This window comes from Streptomyces sp. NBC_01471, assembly GCF_041438865.1.
Classification (GTDB): domain Bacteria; phylum Actinomycetota; class Actinomycetes; order Streptomycetales; family Streptomycetaceae; genus Streptomyces.
This window is the reverse complement of the sequence record NZ_CP109450.1, coordinates 7017848-7033389: the sequence shown is the minus strand read 5'-3', so window position 1 is coordinate 7033389 and position 15542 is coordinate 7017848. Positions and strand designations below refer to the sequence as shown.

Genomic DNA, 15542 nt, shown 5'->3' with positions numbered 1-15542 from the left:
CACCGCCTCCCACATCGGGTCGTCCGCTGCCGGCAGCCGTCGGCACCGGGCGGGCCCTGTCCGACAGCCAACTAGCTAGGTGTGCATCAGCACGTCGTACTGCGCAATCACGAGAACTACGACGTGATCGACAGGCTGTCGCGCAACGGCTCAGGGATCTCCTGGGTGGGATCGCACCTGGCGCGTGCTCTCGATGCTCGACCCGGACAAGGAGATGCTTTGCGTGGCCGAGCACTATCGCTTCCGCTACTCGGAGCAGGAGTTGCTCGATGGGATGCCGGTGCGTCACGAAACCCTCGACCGCGACAGCTCGGCTGGCGTGTTGGCGGTGTTCGGCCTGAGCGACAGCGCCCCGTGCTTCGAGGCGGTAGCGATGGGTTGACCAGCTCTGCTTCCTCGGTATGGCAGATCTGTCAGCCGCTGATGACGTCGCTCGATCACTCGGACTGGTGAGTCCGAGTGATCGAGCGACGTCATCTAATCCCCTTTCGATACTGATTTGAATAGCCTATCTACGATAGGATGCAATACGCACTCCTCATACATGAGGACTTTTCGATAGGCGAGGCAATGACCTCTGGGGTTGCAGGGGGGATGAGGGATTCATGGCGAAACTGTCGTACAAGGTGCCTTCAGCGCTGAACAGGAGCTTTCTCGATCACGAGATCACGCTGAGCAAGGGTGGTTGGGCGGCCAAGCCCTCGCCGATCAAGCAGTTGCTTTTCTTCGGCGGCGGCCTCCTGGCTGTGCTGTGGTTCAGCACGTCGACGTTCGTCGCGAGCTCGGGACCGGTGGCCATCACGTTCTTCGTTCTCTGGAGCCTGGCGGCGATCACCTACTTCGGCGGGCTGATGAAAACGAAGGAGCTGCGCATCCAGCGCGTGCCGGCCTTCCTGGCCTATCTGCCGGCGAAGGCCCGCCACGTCTTCACGCGCCGCAGCTCGAATCCCACGGCCTTCTACTCGATCGTTGGTATCGACGACATCGACGAAGACGGATTGATCCACTTCTCCGACGGCGGCAAAGGCCAGGCCTACCTGGTCGTCGGCTCGGCGAGCTACCTGCTCTTCGACAAGGATCGGATCGGGATCCTCGACCGGGTCGACTCCTTCTGGCGCAAGGTCGAGACGACCTGCGAGCACACCATCATCACCACGAAGGAGCCGCAGCGGATCTACCACCAGGTGGCGAACCTGGAGCGGCGCAACCGGACCCTGCAGGTTCGCGATCCCGATCTGATCGAGCTGCAGAACGAGCAGTACGACATCCTCACCAAGCACGTGGGCGCAAAGTTCACCTCGATCCACCAGTACCTGTTGCTCAAGGGCAAGAACGCCGGCGCCCTGCGCAAGGGGCACCAGATCCTTCAGGCCGAGGTCGGCGGCTCAACTCTGATGATCAAGGAAGCCACGATGCTCGATTGCGAGGAGGTCCAGCCGATGCTGCGGGTCTTCTACCAGGGCATCGACGACGACCTGCGCAACCTCAAGGCGTCGCTGAACTGACCAGCGCCAGGCCGACCACCATGACGAAGAACGGATGAAGGACACCATGGCGCTGATGACGAAAGTCCGGACACAGCTTGGTATCCCGGGAAAGAAGCCTGACGAGGCGAATGAGACCCCGGAGCTTGTGGTCAATGATCCGCGCGTGGACGGTGTTGTTCAGGTTGAGGGGGTGCAGGACAGTGTCCCGGCGAACAGTGCAGCAGATGAGGCTGCCGAACCGGAGAAGAACTGGTGGCGGCGCCGCCAGGAGGTGAAGCACCTCCAGGGCACGTTCGACGCCTATCCTCACCTGCTGGCGCTGAAGCCGAAGGAGAAGTACCTCTTCCGCAGCGACTACTTCGAGGTCGACGGCTCGGTCGCCTGCATCCTGGCGTACTTCCACGACGACGTCGCGCACGACAACTTCGCCGCCTTCTGGGGCATCGACCGGATCCCGGACGGCTTGGACGAGGGGGTCACCGCAGTGGTCCTGGAGCAGGTCAAGCGGATGGACGAGAAGTGGATCGACTCGTACACCAAGCAGTCGGAAAAGCTGGAACGGCTCGACGCGAACGAGCAGGAGGAGACGGGCACGGCCTCCTCCAAGCGCAAGGCCGCGAAGATCTCCGGTGACCTCGGGGTCACGATCGGGGAGATTCAGGACGGCGCGAGCTACCTCTCGGTGCACAATCGGCTCTTCCTCAAGGCGATCGATCTGGCGACCCTGGACGACACGATCGACCGGGTCACACGCCTGTACATCGACCGATTCGGCACGCTGAAGGCTGCGCCCTACGGTGGCGAGCAGCGCCAGGAGCTCTCGGGCCTGTGGAAGAACAACGAGAAGAAGAAGGGCAGGGGCTTCCACTTCACCTCGACCGAGTTGGCCGGCTCGTACTCACTGGTGACCAATGGCCTCAACGACAAGGGCGGCGAGTACGTCGGCTACATGGTCGGCGACGTAAACAACAGTGCCGTACTCATGGACGTCAACACCTACGATCACCACGCGATCGTTGCCGATGCCACGCTCAGCGAGTACCTCGACCGCCAGCGGGTGGCCAACATGTGGTGCTCGAAGATCTCGCAGGCGGCGCTGCTGAACAACGGACAGGTCATCCACCTTGTCCTCGACGGAGCAGACCTCGACAAGCTCGGCCCGAAGTTTGAACGGCTCACCTCGCGCGTGGACCTGAACCAGGGCGACGTGAACATGTTCGAGATGTTCGGCGAGGAGGAGGCCGAGCTGACGGTCTTCTCCGCCCAGATGGAGAAGCTCAAGCTGATGTTCGAGCAGCTCTACGAGACCAGCGACGGAGCGATCGGCTCGATCATCCGCAGCGCCCTCGAAGACACTGCCACGGACTTCTACATCGAGCAGGGCATGTGGCGGCACAACGCCAAGGAGCAGAGGCACCGCCTGCGCGTGGTGAACATCCCGCATACCCAGGTGCCTCGTTTGCAGATGTTCGTCTCCTACCTGGCCACGGCCCACAAGGCGCTTCTGCACTCCAACAAGACCGACCCGGACCAGCTACGCGCGTACAACGTGCTCAGGGGCATCGCCAACGCGATGCTGAGCACCAACGGCGACCTGTTCAACAACCACACCGCGTCGACCGTGGACGGTGTCCGGGACGCCAAACGCGTGATCTACGACTTCTCGCAGCTCATGCGCCGCGGCAAGGGCGTGGCGATGGCGCAACTGGTGAACATCGTTGGCTTCGCCGTCGGCAAGCTGGGGCTCGGTGACACGGTGATCATCCATGGCACCGAACACATCGACGACCGGGTGAAAAACTACATCACGGACCAGTTTGACCAGATGCACGAGCGCGGTGGCCGGGTCATCTACAGCTACAACGACGTCGACAGGATGCTGGCCGACAGCGACTTCAACAAGTTCGACGCCGCGGACTACACGCTCTTCGGCCCGATGCGCGACGGCACGGTGGCGGAGTACCAGAAGCAACTGCACCAGCGGATTCCGCCGGATCTCGCTCAGCTCATCACGACCAAGGGCGAGAACCTCACGTACCTGCGCCGGGGCGTTTCCAATGTGGTCTTCCACCTGGACCTGGCACTGGGGATCAATCCCTATCGCGAGGCCCAGCGCAGGCAGGTCCGCCTGGAGGCGGCCCGGGCCGAAGAGGCGGCGCGGATGGACGCGATCATGCACGACAATCCGGCGCCGGGTGCGAACCTCACCAGCGTCCGGAAACACAGCGAAGGGGGCGACGGCGAGACCGGTTCTCACGCGGACCAGAACAGCGCTGACGGCAGAGAGAGCGTGCAGCAGCCCGAGAACGGTACGAAGCGACCGGCGCGGAAGCCCCGGCCCAAGAAGCTGGTCAAGGCATGAGCGAGGTCAGCACTGACACGAGGGCGAGGAGCAGAGGAGAGACGATGAACGGGACGATCACTGCGGCGGTGCGGCTGCGCGCCTGGGCCAGCCACGGCGCCGGCGGCGGAGCCCGCCACGGCAGGATCGCACGAGGGCTCGCCCTCGTACTCCTGGCTGTTTTGCTCGTGCCGGTCTTCATGATGGCGACCTCTTCGCCGGCGTCCGCGGACGACAAGAAGGAGCGCGACAACTACAGCCTCTACCAGCTGGCCTCGAATGCGAGCTCGTACTTCAGCGAAAAGAACTCGCCGAGCAGCGACAAGGGTATGCATCAGAACTGGAAGCCGGTCGTGGGCAGCCCTGCCTCGGGCGGCTCCATGCTGGGTTACGCCGATCCGGAGTTCAGCCTGGGCAATATCGTGGGCTGGTTCTTCGCTGAAGTCTCCGGATCCTCGCAGACGGTCACCTACGAGACCCTGGCGGCGAAGGACGACAAGGGCAACGCGAAGTACTCGGGCATGCTCGACTACGCGCATTTCGGAGCAGCGAACAACGACCTGGGCCTGGACACGATGTCCTCGGGCATCGGTGGTCAGATTGTGAACGTGATCGGCGGCTCCATCATCTGGGTCCTCTACGCTCTGGCACTGGCGGTCGGCACACTGTTCTACGTCGTCCTTCAGTTCTTGAAGCTCATCAACCCCTTCTTGTGGTTCTACCAGGCGGTCAAGGCGGTCAACCCGAGCTTCGCCGATGGGATGACAGGAGGTGACACCGGAGGCGGCGCACTCGCGGGGCTCCAACAATGGATCAGCGGCTGGTACGGCCTGCTCGTCGATATCTCATGGCAGGCGCTCGTGCCCCTCTTCGTCGGTATCCTGCTCATCGGCCTGGTCATGTTCAAGAAGATGGACCGGGGCTCGGCGATCAAGAAGCTCATCGTGCGCGTCGTCTTCATCGGCGTCGGCCTGCCGCTCATCGGCTCGATGTACACCAGTGTGCTCGACAAGTTCGACAGCTCGGTCCTCGGTCAGCACGCGGGTCCGACGCGTGTCGTGCTGAGCACCTACGTCGACTTCGAGGCGTGGATGATGAACGACCGTCTCGGGATTCCGGACCAGGCCACGGTCTCCTGGAACAAGGACCAGGCTAGTTCCGAGGCGATGATGTCGGTGCGCACGAGCGCGCTGGCGATCAACAAGCAGTCCCACGGGGCGGCGTTCAACGGCATCAGCATCGGGACGAAGGTCAACGACGCCGAGTCAGCTTGGAAGGACGGCACGGTCTCCGTCGGCACCGGGGCGTCGGATGACCTCAAGGCGGTCTTCTCGACCTTCGGGATCATCGGCAAGTACATCGGCAGCAGCGAGATCGCAGCCTCCGATTTCGAGTCGGGGATCAAGAGCTCGACCACGCAGCTGGACGAGAGCGCGGACGTGAAGAAGAGCTGGTTCGTCGACAAGAACAGCTACGGCGATGTGGAAGGGTTCGGCGAGGAGAAGGGGCCCAAGCCGGTGGATCACCCGGTGATCTCGACCGACGGCACGGGTCTGCGCTCTTCCAGCCCTGGCAAGGACTCGACGGTCTTTACCACGACCGGGACCAGGAGCGGCTGTGGCTTCACGGTGGACAAGACGCCTTCATCGTGCAATCTGTCCCCGCTTGCGGCATACAACTACCTCAATACAGGATTTAGCCCCAGCTCGCTGGCCATGTACAGCTCGAACAACGCCACGTCCGGCTTCACCCGTGAGAATCACATGGCGGTCTCGCAGGTGGGCACCGGTCCGGCGAAGTTCATGTACTGGAGCAATGCAGCCACGGTCCTGGGCTCCATCGTCCTGCTCGGCTTCTGGTACGCCATCGGCATGCTGGCCGGCGCGATCAAGCGGACCTTCGGCCTCGTGGCGGCTGTTCCGTTCGCGACGCTGGGGGCGATGGCCGCAATCGCCAAGGTGATCATCTACTCCATGGCGCTGATCCTCGAGGTCCTTGTCACGCTGTTCATCTACCAGTTCGTCTCGGAGTTCCTGATCTCGGTCCCGGACATCATGGCTGGACCCGTGTCGAGCTTCATGAGCCCGGACGGCCTGTGGGGCAACGCTGCGCTCGGCGGCACCATCGTGGTGATCCTGACGCTCATTTCGTCGCTGCTGATTATCGGTATCACCTTCGCTCTGCTGCGGATCCGCAAGACGGTGCTGCAGGCATTGGACGAAGTGGTCACCAAGCTCGTGGACAAATTCCTGGAGACGAACACGGCGCCCAAGCCGGACAAGGGCGGGCTGATACCCGCTCTGGCCACTGGTGCAGGCGCCGGTGCGGGCATGGCCATGGGCAACAAGCTCGCCAACGGGTTCAACAACAAGACCCGCGGCCCGGCGTCTCCGAGCACAGGCAAGCCCTCGGCCAAAACGGCGTCGACGAACGCAGGCGGCACAAACGGCAACGCCACGGCTCTGTCCTCTGGCAAACAGGCGCTGGCCCTGGAGAGCGGCGACGAAGGCGGTCCGAACAGCCCGGAACTGGACAGTGGTCCTGGTGACGGTGGGTCCGGTGGTGGCGGGCCTGCTGGCGCTCTGAGTGCCGGCCAGGGCGCCGGACCCTACGACAAGGGCGGTCCGCTGCAGTCGACCAGCGGCGGAGCGGGCGGACTGCACTCGGACAAGCAGACAGCGCAGAACCTGAGCAACCAGGGCGGCCTGTCCAACCTCGGGTACACCTCTGGCGACGGCAGCAAGGTCATCCCCGGTGAGGTCCTGGCCTCATCCACGGAGCCGTCGGGCTCTCGCGGTGGCGCTCTGGGTCAGGGCGGCCCAGGCAGCCCCGGCTCCGTTCCGACCAGGGGAAGCCGAAAGGCCTCCGGTCAGACGGCTCCGACGCAGTTCGGCAGCACGGGAGCCCCGAGTCAGCAGAACAGCAGCCAGCAGGCTGCACCGCAGCGCTTCAGCGGCGACGCTGCCGCTGGTTCCGCGCCTGCCCCGGCTTCGGGGCAGCCGGTCGCCCCGAGAACCCGTCCGACAAGTTCGGCTCAGGGCACCCCAACCCCGAGGCAGCTCAGCGCTGGCGCTTCGGCCCCTGGCCCCGTGGCCGCTCCGACTCGGGAACAGACTCCGGCTCGGACGCAGGTAGCACGTCAGCCGGATTCGATCCAGGCGTCGGCGGCCCCCGCACCAGCTCCTTCACCGCGGCAGGTTCCAGCCCCCCGTCCCCGCCACCGCACGACTGCCGATCCAGCCCCTCAGAGCGTCGAGACCCCCGAGCCGCAGCACCGGCCGGCCGGTGGCCTTCGCCGAGGCCGGCGCGGGAAGCCGCAGGACTGATCGGGCGAGCGCAGAAGACGAAAGGAGAGGAGGAAGAGTATGAGGCCCGGATCGAGGCTTCGCGGCGAGTTCCCGCGCGGGTGGTGGCGCTCGGCGCGATGGTGGATCGCCGGGCTCCGCGAGTTGGCTCTGAGCACCGTGACGGCCGTGGTCAACGTGTTGTTCGTCGGTGAGATGGTGCACGCAGCGCAGCACCGCGACGAGCCACGGGCTCTGGCGCACCTGTCCGGCACCTTCGAAGGGTATGTGGGCAGTCTCCTGATCAACGGCGCAGGTTTGGTCGTTCTGGCCGTCATGGCGATCAAGGACAGACTGCCCGTCGTGCTGACGGCTCTACTGGCAGGGTGGTGCCCGCTCAACTTCGGGGTCAGTGCCGTGGTGTTCGTCATGGTGGCCCGGTCGAGGATCCGGCAGTCGGCGACGTGGGCCAAGCTGGATTTCATCGAGGAGCACGCGCCGAAATACGGCCGTCCGCCGGAAACGATCGAGGAGTACCGGGCGCAGCAGCTCCAGGAGTAAGCGTCATAGAGAAAGCAGAACCCCGTGGACGTGATGACGTCCACGGGGTTCCGTGCTGCCTCGGTGGTGCGGCGTTCAGCTGTGCTGACCGCAGTCCTTGGCGACGAGAGCCTTTGCTTGGTCGCTGGCGGCGGGGATGAGCTGGACCTGGTCGATCGAGTAGGCGAAGGTGTACCCGAGCGTGATCGAGCCGCTCGACATCGAGATCGAGCCGGATCCGGGCTCGGTGCCAGTCTGATCAGAGCCGTTGAGGTCGCCCCAGAGCACGCTGCTCCAGCTGTCGTTGATCGTGCCGGTCGAGAGGACCTGGTACTGACTCTTGCCGGTCTTGCCATCCTTGACGATCGAGCCGTGTTTGATGTCCTCGAGGGCCTTCGTGGTCAGTTGGCACTGCTGGTTGCCGGCCGTGACGCTGATGTACGTGATCTTGTGACCGTCGATGGCGGCGACGCCGCCGCGTGCCCCGTCGGTGATGGAGATGTAGGCACCGTCGAAGCTGGAGGCCTGGCTGCTGCTGGGATTTTGCGAAGAAGTGGTATCGCTGCTCCCGCCGCAGGCGGTGAGCATGAGCGCGCCCGCGGCCAGGACCGCGGCGGACACGGCGATCCTGGTCCGCCTCGCACGTGCGGTCCTAGTCGAGTTCATGGTGTTCCTCCTTCATTCGTTACATCAGCACCTGCGAACGCATTCACAAGCACACTATTGGTGTCACAGATCGCTGTACCGGATGTACCACTTAATAACAGAAGGCCGGTCAAGGCGCCTACAGATAGGTGACTTTGGACTTTTGGCTGGCTCTGATTCGACCGTCAGATGCCTTCTCAGAGGTTCCCAAGCCGATGCTCCGTCAGCGCCAGCGCAACCTCGGACTGGTTGAGCGCGTGCTCGCCGTCCTGGATGCGCCACTGCAGGCGCTGCACGGGCGGAGCGTCTGCTTCCTGGTGCGCCAAGTCGCCGAGTTCACACAGTTCTGCGTACGCACCCTGCAGCTGTTCTTCGTGATGCGCCGCCCGGACACGAAGACGGGCGACCCGTTCCTTCCACCAGCTGACCCGTGACTGGCGATCGAACGTGGTCCGTCCCTCGAGCCAGGCACGGAGCTCGGTCTGGTCGACATCGCTCGGCAGCCCGGTGGCGAGGGGCCCCTCGGGTTCATGCATGTCAATGGGGATGTGCGACAGCAGTACCGCGGGAGTCGTTTCGAGCACATAGGCGATCGCGACGAGGTCGTCGACCGTCACGAGCCGAGTGCATCGCTCCATCTCCGCAAGGGCGTCGACCGAGATCGGGTGATCGACCATCAGGAGCGCATAGGCCAGCTCGTCGATGGTCAACTCGCACAGTTGACGATAGTGAGTGATCGCGTCGGACACCGCGAGCGAGGTAGGAAGGGGCGACGGCATGCACCGATCGTAAACGAGCGCGAAACGGCTCCTCCCACAAAGTGCCGATCTGGCATCTCGACCGTGCCGCTGCAGCCGCGATGAACCGGGCCAGGCGATGGGGTGACCTCTCCTGCGAGTCAAAACACGCTCGGGTTGGGCGCGCCGTGACCGCGAAGTGCAAGAAGATCGGCTCCAGCACTGCCAGACCTCTGGCGGTGCCCCCTCCGCTCCGGCGGAGGGGGCACGCTTTCGCGTATCTGGACACGACCGGTGCGTCCGATGTATCGACGACCTGGTCCAGGTTTCCTCTTCGAACGTGCTCCTCAGCCGTACGGCTGCCATCCCTGCGGGGGTGCGAGTAACGAGACCCTGGGCCTGTAGGCGGCGCAGCTGGTGGTTCACGGATGAGGTGCTGGACAGGCCAACGGCGTCGCCCATCTCGCGCATGGCCGGGCAGCACCCGTGCTCTGCTACCGAGTCCCGCAGGGCCCGGAGAATCCTGGCCCTGCCGGTCGGTGATGTCCATCATGAATTGCTGGACTATCCCCGGAGGCCGTGAGGTCTCCTGAGACAAGGGATCGCTGTCCGCCCGCTCCGGTGATGCAGGAGCGGGCGGAGCTGCGCTGGTGTGCGAACGCTACGCTCTGGCCATGACTGACTTCGTGCAAGTTTCCACCGCGACGGAAACGCGGGACCAGGCGCTCGCCCTGGCGCAGTCCGTGGTGAAGGAGCGACTGGCGGCAGGCGCACAGATCATCGGCCCGGTGACCTCTGTGTTCTGGCACCTCGGGGAGTTCGGAACCGGTGAGGAGTGGCAGCTGCTCCTCAAAACGGTCGCGGAGCGATATCCGGACTTGGAAGCACACCTGCTTGAAAGCCACCCTTGGCAGAGCCCGGAAATCTGTGCGGTTCCGATCGTGGCCGGTGCTGCGGCCTGCCTGAATTGGGTGAAGGTCAACTCCACTCCTAGTGTGGACGAGTGATGGTCAGCAGGCTGCCTTCTCCAGTGCTTCGTCCACGCAGGCAAGTCCGCGGTATGAGCTAAGTCGGTTCAGGACTGGCCGAAGACGACGGCGTGGACGTACGGATGCCACGCCGCTGGCTAGGTCCAGGGCTCGGCTCGTGACGGTGGCTGCTTGTTCTACCTCGCCTGCAGTCAAGTATGAGTCCGCCAGCCACGACAGGTAGAGCGACTTGTCCCGGGCGTGTTCATCGTCGTAACGAGCAAGTGCCTGTTCGAGGACGGGTACTGCCCGCAGGGGCCTGCGAAGCTCCGTCCAGCAGCGGCCGCTCATGATCTGAAGTTCGTTGTGGTCGACCCACTTCACCCAGTCGGGCTGGTCTTGACCACCCGCTTGTGCGAGCGCTTCGCCGGCAGCGTGCAGGGCGCCTTCCGTTTCGGAGGGGAGGCCGGCCACTGCGAAGGCCCATGCTGCTCGTTCGTGCAGGAGAGCGCGCACCCCGGCAGGGGCGTCGGGCCCCGCTGTGTGGCAGGAGCGCCGAGCGATGTCCACGCGGCTCTTCGGGTTGCCGTTGGTGGGTTGGTAGGCGAGGAACGCCAACGCGTTGCCTGCCAAGTCCCCGTCCCCTGCTTCCGTCGCCGCTTCGTAGCTGGCCTGGTAAAGGCTGGCAGCGTCTGCTTCGCGCCCACCATCGAACGCTGCCCAACCGGCCTGCTGCGCCTGCTCGGACAGGACGGACAGTATTTCCTTGCGAGTTTTCTCCATGCACGTCGAATCGCGCAGCATCGCCTTGGTGGATTGGTATTCGCCCAGGTAGACGCGATAGGTGTCACCCCCGCCGAGGATGTCGTCCAAGCGGCGCAGGCGTGCTGTGCGCTTTCGCAGCTGCTCCGGGAAAGCCTCACCGATGCGCTTTCCGACACGAGGGCGTTGGAGAGCTGGCAGGCTGGAGGCGAGTCCTGCCCCGGTCGTCGCTTGTAGGAAGTGCCTGCGTTTCAAGTCGTCTCCATGTGCCGTGGCGCTGATAGATGCAGACACCTTGGAGGAGATGCGCGACTCCGTGGCTTTCTCCCACGGCCGGGCGGCGAGTCCCAGTAGCTCACCTGGGATGCGCAGCGCATCGGCGATGCGGGTGATCTTCTCGAAGCTGGTCACGGAGCCTTTGCCGCGCGCCAGGGTCCCGACCCGTTCCGGCTTTATGTCGCACTCGGCAGCGATCTTCGAGTAGCTGATCCCGGCGTGAATGCGTGCCAACCGGAAGACAGTGCCGAAGTCGTGAGTTTCGAGCGCTGCTTGCATGTCAGGGTGCTCGATAAGCCTGATCGGCAATGCCGTTGACGGGATGAACTCGGCCATGGCTGCTCCATTGCGCCTGCTTGCCAGAGTGTGCAGTACCGCCCTCATATCGGGCCTACCCATCATGGGTATACCCCACTGCGGGACGCAAGTAGGCAGCGGCTACAGAAGAGTTGGTTGCACGGACCCCGGCGACCGCTGACACGGCCCCGGGGCATGGCCGACCTGACGAAAGCAGGCTGACATGATCCAAGCTACTGGCGCCGGCGCACCACTGGAAGACGACCTCCGGCCCCTGGACTTCGAAACGATGCGGGCCATAGCGAACCGGCTTCTCGCACAGGGACAGGCGCTTTCTGCGGATGACCTCCTCACCGAGATCATGATGTTGCGCGGTCAGCTCGCGGTACTCGTACCTGCGGTCAGCGAGCTGGCAGGCACGCGGCCTGTGGACGACGTTTGGCGGGACGCCGCACAGGAATGTGTCGGTACGGCACGCCGCCGCATCACGCACACGACCGGCTACACCGTGCCCGTGCTGCTCACTGAGATTCAGGGTCTTGCCCGGTCCGTGCTCGCTCTGGGCACGCACCTGCGGAACCTGGCGGCGGATGATGCCTGAGGCCATTGCCCCTTGGACGCCGAGGGAAAGCGACACGGTCGAACTGGTTCCCACGGGCACGGCATGGGACGCCGTGCGCTCCACAGACCGGTTCGGCCGGGCTGTCATCGACCGCCTCGGGTCCCGGTGCGGCGCCGTGATCGTGGATGGTTCCGGGGCGGTTCTGTACTGGCTCGTGAAGCCCGGTTCCGCCGACAAATGGATGCTGCCGCAGTATGCCGTCAGCATCATCGGGGCCAACGCCTACGTCGCCGTGCCGTCTGTGAGGTTCGTCAGCGGGCCCGGCCTGCACTGGGGGATCGCGCCGACGCCCCTGCGCTGCCTGACCGACACTGAGCTGCTGTTTGCCGCAATCGAAGCAGAGACCGAACGGGCGTACGGGCCCCGCTCATGACCAACTCGCCATCCACGACGCAGCAAGTCCCGGGTACTGAGAGCGAGCCGAACCAGGTCCAGGAGGCGTACCGCCGCTACCTTCTTCACCTCGAACAGCGCTCCGGTTGCCGGGCCGCTGGACGTTGCTGTCCGGACGGGCGCGTCCTCCAGCAGGCACACCCACGCTCGATGCCAGCGCAGGGGGTAGCACCTTGACCTGCGCGAGCTGTGACCGTCCCGTTCGGCCGGGCGAGCCCTTGAAGGAGTACGAGATCGGTAGCGGTACCGGTGTCGTCGCAGTGTGGCTGCGCCTCGTGTGCCCGGACCGGGGCGAGTACGTGCGCCGGTACGTCCAGTGAATCCCCCTTCGCGGCCGGCTGGTTCACAGGGCAGCGAGCTGGGTTCACTCCCGCCGGTGGCCGCCAACCGTGAAGCCCGGGGGTGCTTGACCGTGCTGAGCCACCCGAGTTGCTTCGGGTTCCTCGCCTTCGTCGGCCTGTGGCTCGCGGCCACTGCCTGGCACGACCTCACCATATGAACACAGTGCACTCCACCGTGCGGTCGAGGCCCTGTGGCCCGGACAGGCGATCCGGCTCAGTCACGACGTCCCGGTCAGCTTCGCCTTGCTGGCCAAGATCGCCAATGCGGTCTGAATACCGCTGAGCTGTCCAAGAGATATGGAGCTGTCCGCTCCGAGGGAGATTTTCCGGTGAGTGAGCGCACGCATCAAGTTCTCTTCGTGGTGACTCTCGCCGGGTTGCTGGTCTCCTTGGCCCTCGGCAGTCGGTAGATGCCGTGAAGAGGACTTGGTTCACGGGCCAATGCTGGCGATGCGAGGCGTGCGAAGTGCCGGTCCTGTGGCTCGGCCCCGTGCAGAGCTTGGAGCAGGGGGAAGGCCCGTTCTACTGCTGTCGCCCGTGCATCGTCCGGCTCGAAGCCCTGATCAACGCGCACAACCGCCGTGGTCCGGCGCTGGCCTGACAGCCCCCTGGCCGGACAGCGCTGGTGCCCGCCGTAAGTCCTGCGACCCGAACACGTGATCAACACCTACAGGCGAAGCGATCCCATAAGGAGGCGAGTCGGTGACCCTCATGACAACCGAGACCGCAGCGGAAAGCACGACAGCGCTGCACACCGTGACCCAGCGGGTTATCACCCAAGCGGTCATAGGCCTGTGGCCAGACAAGCAAGTCATCCTCGGCCCGCAGTGCCCGAGCGTCACGTCCTACGTCTGCCGAGTCACAGTGGACGGCGACTGCGTGAACTTGGGCGTCCCCGAGTGTGTGAGACGGCCGGGCTCCACCGCGGTGTCCTGCTCACGCGGGCAGTGCCGGAGACTGCGCTGGCCGAAGAGATGACGGCCCGCCCCGGGGAGACGGGCGCTCTCCTCAACTCGGCACTCGCCGCCCCCGAGGGCCTCCACGGCCCCCGGGGCGCGCAGCTCTTGGGTGCGTCGAAGCCGATCGATGAGCGTTCCGTAGCCGTTGTGTTTCGCAGGAAGTTCAACGGCCTGAGTGCCGACACCTATCTGGGAAGGCTCGGCCAGGACTGCGGGCTCCCGGAAGCTATGAGGCTGGAGGTCGTGGAGTTGGTCCGGCACACGGTGTGGCGGCTGCTGCGGATGAGCGGCGGGCTCTCGTCCCGTCGGGACACGGCGGTCTACGGGGACCTCAAACCCGAGCACGTCTTCTTCGACGGCCCCCGATTGCACTTCATCGACCCGGCCCTCCAGTGGACTGCCGGACCGGAGCCCGACACCGCGAAGCTCGCCAGCCGGTCGCTGTTCCTCGCGCTCGGGCACCCGGACCCGCGTGCCATACAGCAGATGGTGCAGGGCATCGCCTCGTTCCTCGCCCTCAACACGGCACCATCGGCCGGGCGGCAACGAGCTGAACGACTGCGCGACGTGCTGGTGCTGTGGCTCATGGACACCGTGAACATCCTGACCACCTGCCTCAGCGCACCCGCGGGGCTGCCCCTGGCCCCGCATCAGCAGACGCTCGCCCACCAGGTGTACACGGTGGCGGTCCTGGTGGACCGGGTGAGCGCCCTGCTCGTCGGTTCGATGGCCGGGCCCCGGCTCCTGGACGTCGTGCTCTGCGAGGTCGAGCACAGAACGGGGAGCTACCTGTGAACGGGCCGATGGTGGGGATCGTCGGCGCGGGTGCCGTGGCGGGCAGATGCTGGCCGCCGGTCTCGTTGCTGCTGCATTCCCCGCACGGCTGCTGGTCGTGTCCCGGCAGCCGGACCAGACCCGCGCCCTGACCACCGACCTCCAGGACCTGGCGCTCGCTTCCCGCTCTCGTACGCAGGCCGGCGCCGGTGAGGTCGCTCATCTCCACGCCTGGGACGCAGTGGTCGTCGCTCTGCGCACCGACTTCAAGAACACCGCCGAGCAGGACATCCGGCGCCAGGGCGCCACCGCGAACGCTCCCGCCTGCGGCTACGACGGCACTGTCATCATCGTCACGAACCCGGTGGACCTCATGGCCCGCCGCTTCGCCGAAGTACCAGGCTGCGCCCGGGCTTTCGGGATCGGGGCGAATCTCGACTCCGCCCGGTGCCGGTTCCTGCTGGCCCGGTACGCCCAGGTTTCCCCGGATCGCGTGCTCGGTCACGTGATCGGCGAGCACGGAGACCGCGCCGTCATCTGCGTGTCTACGACCACCGTCGACCGCCGCCCGGTCGCTGTACCGGTACGCGCCGTCGTGGCTGACCTCCAGCGGCGGCCAGCCTTGATCCGTCACGGCATCGGCCGGACTCGCTGCGGGCCTGATGGTGCTGTGCTGTCTACGCTCCGCATGGCCGGCCCGCCGGCCTTCTGCACGACCTCGAGGGCGCCCTGGTACTCCGGCGGGAGCGCCGCCTCCTCCATGCCCGGCTCGCGCTCCGGGATCATCCACACCGTCCGGCCGCCCACCTGCGCAGATACCGGGACGGCCGCAGCATGTGCCTCGGTGATCTGCTCGTTCATCCGCTGCAAAACCCGCTCGGCGACGGCGAGTTCATCGCGCTCGGTCCGTACCTCCTCCAGCTGCTTGGCCAGCTATTCGTCGAGTCCGTCCAGCTCTGCGCGACGCGCGGCGATCCGTTCCAGCACCTCGGGGTCCGTCATGCCCGGATCGTAGGAGCCGTACCGGCAGTGATGGGCAGAAAACGGCGAAACCGCCCCGACAGACGGTCTACAGCGCAGACTGCCGCCCACGACCAGCACGAGCACCCCGTCTGA

At 65.2% G+C, this 15542-nt stretch carries 13 protein-coding genes and 1 pseudogene; 10 read left to right on the top strand and 4 right to left on the bottom strand.

Going from position 1 to position 15542, the window contains the following annotated elements:
- The first annotated feature begins 223 nt into the window (after window positions 1–223).
- The 5 genes from OG285_RS31590 (at window position 224) to OG285_RS31570 (ending at window position 7673) form a co-directional block, all read left to right on the top strand.
- Window positions 224–382, top strand: coding sequence for a hypothetical protein (locus OG285_RS31590; RefSeq protein WP_371792880.1), 159 nt, complete (start codon window positions 224–226; stop codon window positions 380–382).
- Between the two features lie 223 nt (window positions 383–605).
- A complete protein-coding gene (locus OG285_RS31585) occupies window positions 606–1505 on the top strand; it encodes a hypothetical protein (protein ID WP_371792879.1) in 900 nt (299 codons plus the stop codon).
- Window positions 1506–1650: 145 nt separating this feature from the next.
- Entirely contained in the window at window positions 1651–3849 is a 2199-nt protein-coding gene (locus tag OG285_RS31580; RefSeq protein WP_371792878.1) for a hypothetical protein, read from the top strand.
- Between the two features lie 44 nt (window positions 3850–3893).
- Window positions 3894–7154 carry a hypothetical protein gene (locus tag OG285_RS31575; protein ID WP_371792877.1) on the top strand — a complete coding sequence of 1087 codons (3261 nt, stop codon included), beginning with the start codon at window positions 3894–3896 and terminating at the stop codon, window positions 7152–7154.
- Window positions 7155–7193: 39 nt separating this feature from the next.
- Window positions 7194–7673, top strand: coding sequence for a hypothetical protein (locus OG285_RS31570; RefSeq protein WP_371792876.1), 480 nt, complete (start codon window positions 7194–7196; stop codon window positions 7671–7673).
- 75 nt (window positions 7674–7748) lie between these two features.
- Here OG285_RS31570 and OG285_RS31565 read toward each other — a convergent pair whose 3' ends face one another.
- The 3 genes and pseudogenes from OG285_RS31565 to OG285_RS31555 form a co-directional block, all read right to left on the bottom strand.
- Entirely contained in the window at window positions 7749–8318 is a 570-nt protein-coding gene (locus tag OG285_RS31565; RefSeq protein ID WP_371792875.1) for a hypothetical protein, read from the bottom strand.
- 176 nt (window positions 8319–8494) lie between these two features.
- Window positions 8495–9076 (bottom strand): DNA-binding protein, encoded by a 582-nt coding sequence (locus OG285_RS31560; RefSeq protein ID WP_371792874.1) that lies wholly within the window; start codon window positions 9074–9076, stop codon window positions 8495–8497.
- Window positions 9077–9418: 342 nt separating this feature from the next.
- Window positions 9419–9556: pseudogene (locus OG285_RS31555) on the bottom strand (hypothetical protein); the annotation flags it as partial.
- Window positions 9557–9708: 152 nt separating this feature from the next.
- Here OG285_RS31555 and cutA point away from each other — a divergent pair.
- Entirely contained in the window at window positions 9709–10041 is a 333-nt protein-coding gene (gene cutA / locus OG285_RS31550; RefSeq protein ID WP_371792873.1) for a divalent-cation tolerance protein CutA, read from the top strand.
- A gap of 3 nt (window positions 10042–10044) precedes the next feature.
- Here the strand turns inward: cutA and OG285_RS31545 are convergent, their stop codons facing one another.
- On the bottom strand, window positions 10045–11376 hold the full coding sequence (locus tag OG285_RS31545; RefSeq protein WP_371792872.1) for a helix-turn-helix domain-containing protein: 1332 nt from the start codon (window positions 11374–11376) through the stop codon (window positions 10045–10047).
- Between the two features lie 184 nt (window positions 11377–11560).
- On the opposite strand from OG285_RS31545, the gene OG285_RS31540 reads away from it, so the two are divergent.
- The 4 genes from OG285_RS31540 (at window position 11561) to OG285_RS31525 (ending at window position 15441) form a co-directional block, all read left to right on the top strand.
- Window positions 11561–11938: a DUF6415 family natural product biosynthesis protein gene (locus OG285_RS31540; RefSeq protein WP_371792871.1), complete on the top strand. Its 378-nt coding sequence runs from the start codon at window positions 11561–11563 to the stop codon at window positions 11936–11938.
- On the top strand, window positions 11928–12332 hold the full coding sequence (locus OG285_RS31535; RefSeq protein WP_371792870.1) for a hypothetical protein: 405 nt from the start codon (window positions 11928–11930) through the stop codon (window positions 12330–12332). The genes OG285_RS31540 and OG285_RS31535 overlap by 11 nt, the downstream gene beginning before the upstream one ends.
- Window positions 12333–13640: 1308 nt before the next feature.
- The gene (locus OG285_RS31530) at window positions 13641–14447 is read left to right on the top strand and encodes a hypothetical protein (protein WP_371792869.1); all 807 of its coding nucleotides are present in this window, start codon (window positions 13641–13643) and stop codon (window positions 14445–14447) included.
- A 46-nt stretch (window positions 14448–14493) separates the two neighbouring features.
- Complete coding sequence (locus tag OG285_RS31525; RefSeq protein WP_371792868.1) at window positions 14494–15441, top strand: lactate dehydrogenase; 948 nt, start codon at window positions 14494–14496, stop codon at window positions 15439–15441.
- The last annotated feature ends 101 nt before the right edge of the window (window positions 15442–15542 follow it).

Bases quoted from the DNA above. Each gene is read 5' to 3' on its own strand.
- OG285_RS31565 (WP_371792875.1), bottom strand. From the start codon at position 8,318: ATGAACTCGACTAGGACCGCACGTGCGAGGCGGACCAGGATCGCCGTG.
- cutA (WP_371792873.1), top strand. From the start codon at position 9,709: ATGACTGACTTCGTGCAAGTTTCCACCGCGACGGAAACGCGGGACCAG.
- OG285_RS31585 (WP_371792879.1), top strand. From the start codon at position 606: ATGGCGAAACTGTCGTACAAGGTGCCTTCAGCGCTGAACAGGAGCTTT.
- OG285_RS31570 (WP_371792876.1), top strand. From the start codon at position 7,194: ATGAGGCCCGGATCGAGGCTTCGCGGCGAGTTCCCGCGCGGGTGGTGG.
- OG285_RS31575 (WP_371792877.1), top strand. From the start codon at position 3,894: ATGAACGGGACGATCACTGCGGCGGTGCGGCTGCGCGCCTGGGCCAGC.
- OG285_RS31545 (WP_371792872.1), bottom strand. From the start codon at position 11,376: ATGGCCGAGTTCATCCCGTCAACGGCATTGCCGATCAGGCTTATCGAG.
- OG285_RS31535 (WP_371792870.1), top strand. From the start codon at position 11,928: ATGATGCCTGAGGCCATTGCCCCTTGGACGCCGAGGGAAAGCGACACG.
- OG285_RS31540 (WP_371792871.1), top strand. From the start codon at position 11,561: ATGATCCAAGCTACTGGCGCCGGCGCACCACTGGAAGACGACCTCCGG.
- OG285_RS31560 (WP_371792874.1), bottom strand. From the start codon at position 9,076: ATGCCGTCGCCCCTTCCTACCTCGCTCGCGGTGTCCGACGCGATCACT.
- OG285_RS31525 (WP_371792868.1), top strand. From the start codon at position 14,494: ATGCTGGCCGCCGGTCTCGTTGCTGCTGCATTCCCCGCACGGCTGCTG.